This is a genomic window from Gemmatimonas sp., from assembly GCF_044345575.1.
Taxonomy (GTDB): domain Bacteria; phylum Gemmatimonadota; class Gemmatimonadetes; order Gemmatimonadales; family Gemmatimonadaceae; genus Gemmatimonas.
This window is the reverse complement of record NZ_JBIJAW010000349.1, coordinates 1-3,414: the sequence shown is the minus strand read 5'-3', so window position 1 is coordinate 3,414 and position 3,414 is coordinate 1. Positions and strand designations below refer to the sequence as shown.

The window sequence follows — 3,414 nt, the reverse complement described above, 5'->3', positions numbered from 1 at the left end:
GTCGTGGTGGCCGACAAGACCGGGAAGGTCGTGTACACGGGCGTGGGCGGCACGCAGAACCTCGACGCCGCGATCAGAAAGGCGATGTAACAACGCCGCAGGTTCGGCGTGCGTTAGCCTGTAACGCGTTACATGTTTGCCGATGACGAGGCTGTCCGAACCCTGCTGACCGCGCCGAGGCGGCGGTGGGAGCCCGCCTCTTTGCGCCGAGTTCTGCGTGAGCATTCGCCCCACCCCGACCATTCGCGACGTCGCCAAGGCGGCCGGCGTGTCCATCGCCACCGTGAGCCGCGTCCTCAACGATGCGGCCCGTGTCACCGAAGACACTCGCGACCGGGTGCGGTCGGTCGTCGACCGGATGGGGTACGCCCCGCACGGCGGCACACGCGCCGTGGCTGTCCGGCGCACCCGCACGCTGGGCGTGCTGCTCCCCGAGCTCTACGGCGAGTTCTTCTCCGAGTTCATCCGCGGGATCGACGAAACCGCGAAAAAGCACGGGTTCCTCACGCTCGTCACGAGCGCGCGCCGCGAGGCGCAGGAAATCTCCGCCGCGGTCAGCAACATGCGCGGCCGGGTAGACGGCTTCCTCGCCGTCTCGCCGTCGGTGGCGGCGCGCGCCACGCTGGCGGAAGTCGCCGAGCGCTATCCTACGGTGCTCGTGGGCGCGGGCAGTGATGTGGGCGCGTTCGCGGCGCTGTCGGTGAACAACTTCCAGGGTGCCGCGTCGATGATGAAGCACCTGCTGTCGCTGGGCCATCGACGCATCGTGTTCCTGCGCGGCCCGGCCGGTCAGGTGGACGCCAGCGAGCGTCTGCACGCGGCGCGCGAAGTGGCCAACTGGTACGACGACTGCGAGCTCACCGAACTCGCCGGCGAGTTCCGCATGGACACGGCGTACGACGTGGTCACGCAGCTGCTGCAGTCGGGCGTGCGCCCCGACGCCATCTTCGCGGCCAACGACACGATGGCCATTGGCGCCATGTCGGCCGTGCGCGACGCCGACCTGCGCGTGCCCGACGACATCGCCGTCACCGGCTTCGATGACACGCCGATGACGCGGTATCTCTCGCCGCCGCTCACCACGGTGCGCATGCCGATCTACGCCCTCGGCGAGCGCGCCGCGCTGCGCCTCATCGAAACGCTGCGCGGCGGCGGCACCGCGGTGCCCGCGACCCACGAGATTCTGCCGGCCCAGCTGGTGATCCGGTCGAGCTGCGGGGCGGCGAGGAAGATGATGGAGGCGGGGGGGGCGTCGTAACGGCGCGCTTTAACTGCGCGTGGTAACTGCGTTTCAAAAGCAGACGGCAGACGGCAGGAACCACAGCACGCAGAACGGGAGGAATGCGGTACAACAACACGGGCGCAGCCGCTTCGCGGTGCGCCCGATTTCCTTTGCGGTAGGGAAATCGGGAGCCGCGCGCAGCGCTGGCTCCCGTGTTGTTCTACCGCATTCCTCCGACACTGCGTGCTGTGGTTCCTGCCGTCTGCCGTCTGCTGTTTACAACCGCAACAAACCGGTACCAACCCCACCCCCGCATTGCCTCCCGCCAGTCGCCCTACCACACTCCCTCCATGCGCCGCGCCCTCCTCGCCCTCCTCCTCCTCGCCGCCTGCGCCCCCGCGCCCATCATCATCGGCCATCGTGGTGCGGCGGGGCTCGCGCCCGAGAACACCCTCGCGGCCTTTTCGCGTGGCTGTCGTGAGGGCGCGAACGGCGTGGAGCTCGACGTGCACGTCACGGGTGACGGCGCGCTCGTGGTGCACCACGACTATGCGCTACACCCCGATCTCACGCGCGACAGTGTCGGGACGTACAGCATCCGCGACCCGCGGCCCCAGCTGCACATGATGACGCTGGCGGCACTCCGCACGTACGATGTGGGGCGCCTGCGCGCAGGCAGCGACTACGCGAAACGACACCCGGAGCAGCAGCCCGCCGACGGCGAGCGCATTCCCACCCTCGACGAAACCATCACGCGCTTTCAGCGCGACTGTGCGCCGCCGGCGCGTCTGGTGGTCGAGATCAAGACCGATCCCACGCAACCCACGTTCAGCGCCGCGCCCGATGAGGTCGTACGTCGCACCGTGGAGGTGCTGCGCGCGCGTGGCGTGACCGCGCGCACGCAGATCATCGCCTTCGACTGGCGCGCCATCATGGCGGCGCATCGCCTCGCGCCCGAGATCCCCACCAGCGTGCTCACCGCCGAGGGGCGCACCGAGCGCGACTGGAACACCATTCAGATCGGCCGCACCGGCGCCTCGGAGTGGATGGGCGGACTCGATGTGGATAGCGTGGGCGGCTCGGTGCCGCGCGCCATTCGCGCGATCGGCGGGCGCAACTGGTCACCCAATGCGGGCAACGTCACGCGGGAACGCGTCGAGGAGGCACACCGGCTCGGCGTGCGCGTCTTCCCCTGGACGGTGAACGACACGACCGAGATGCGGCGCCTCCTCGCCCTCGGCGTCGATGGCATCACCACCGATCGCCCGGACCTGCTGCGCGCGCTCCTCCGCAGGTAGCCGCCGGTAGCCGCGGCGCGACGTCAGCGCGACGGAATCACACCCGTCGTTTCGAGCGACGGCTGGAAGTAGCGCGCGGCGAACCCGGTGACTTTTCCGCGATAGCCGACCTCGACACCTTCCGCCGCCAGCAACTCGACCTGCGAGCGCCCGCGCGCGTCGTACAGGCCCCGCCCGATCGCCCCGCGGTGTGCCAGGACACGGTGCCACGGTGAACTCTCCCGCTCGAGATCATCGCGACGCGCGAGGAGATAGTGCACGTGCCGCGTCGGCACGTTGAGATACTGACTGATCGCATCCACGGTGGTGATGCGACCGACGGGAATGGCGCGCACAACGGCAAGAATGTCGTTGTTCATACGCGTGTACGTGGCCTTGATCGCGAGCGCGTTCCCGAAAAGCGAATCGCGGGCGATCGGCGTCATCGTGCTCATCGAACCTGTTCCGACTGCAGACGGATGGATGGCCGTAGCGGCTGGGAGGGACCCGAGGGAGCGGGCGCGCCTATGGTAGAACACACCCCCGTGTGCAGGCAACGGCCAAATTGTCCGTCTTCCGCGCGTACCCCGGTTTCCGCGGCAAATGCGCGTGATTGTTACAGAGTTCCAACCGAGACCGGACCTCTGTCGCAAGACAGGCAGTCTCAACGCGACCGAACGCTGCGCGTGAACTCGTCAGGGGGCCAGCGCACGCCGCTGCCGCAACACCTCGTACACGGCAATGCCAACGCTCGTGGAGAGATTGAGCGAGCGGATGTGTTCGGAGTGCATGGGCATGGTCACGAAGCGGTCGGCATACCGTTCATGCAATGCCGGCGGCAGCCCGGCGGTCTCCCGCCCGAACACGAGCACCGCCCCCTCGCTGTGACCCATCGGCGCATCCCAGTACGGCTGC

4 protein-coding genes are annotated in these 3,414 nt (G+C 68.5%); 2 read left to right on the top strand and 2 right to left on the bottom strand.

Annotated features, from left to right (window positions below; genetic code table 11):
• The first annotated feature begins 217 nt into the window (after window positions 1-217).
• Together ACIQ6O_RS14920 and ACIQ6O_RS14915 are read left to right on the top strand one after the other, a co-directional pair.
• Window positions 218-1,258, top strand: coding sequence for a LacI family DNA-binding transcriptional regulator (locus ACIQ6O_RS14920; RefSeq protein ID WP_396208572.1), 1,041 nt, complete (start codon window positions 218-220; stop codon window positions 1,256-1,258).
• 314 nt (window positions 1,259-1,572) lie between these two features.
• On the top strand, window positions 1,573-2,520 hold the full coding sequence (locus ACIQ6O_RS14915) for a glycerophosphodiester phosphodiesterase family protein (RefSeq protein WP_396208571.1): 948 nt from the start codon (window positions 1,573-1,575) through the stop codon (window positions 2,518-2,520).
• A gap of 23 nt (window positions 2,521-2,543) precedes the next feature.
• Here the strand turns inward: ACIQ6O_RS14915 and ACIQ6O_RS14910 are convergent, their stop codons facing one another.
• Complete coding sequence (locus ACIQ6O_RS14910) at window positions 2,544-2,954, bottom strand: MGMT family protein (RefSeq protein WP_396208570.1); 411 nt, start codon at window positions 2,952-2,954, stop codon at window positions 2,544-2,546.
• A 240-nt stretch (window positions 2,955-3,194) separates the two neighbouring features.
• Window positions 3,195-3,414 (bottom strand): tRNA (cytidine(34)-2'-O)-methyltransferase (locus ACIQ6O_RS14905; protein WP_396208569.1); only part of this gene is annotated, 220 nt, incomplete at its 5' end.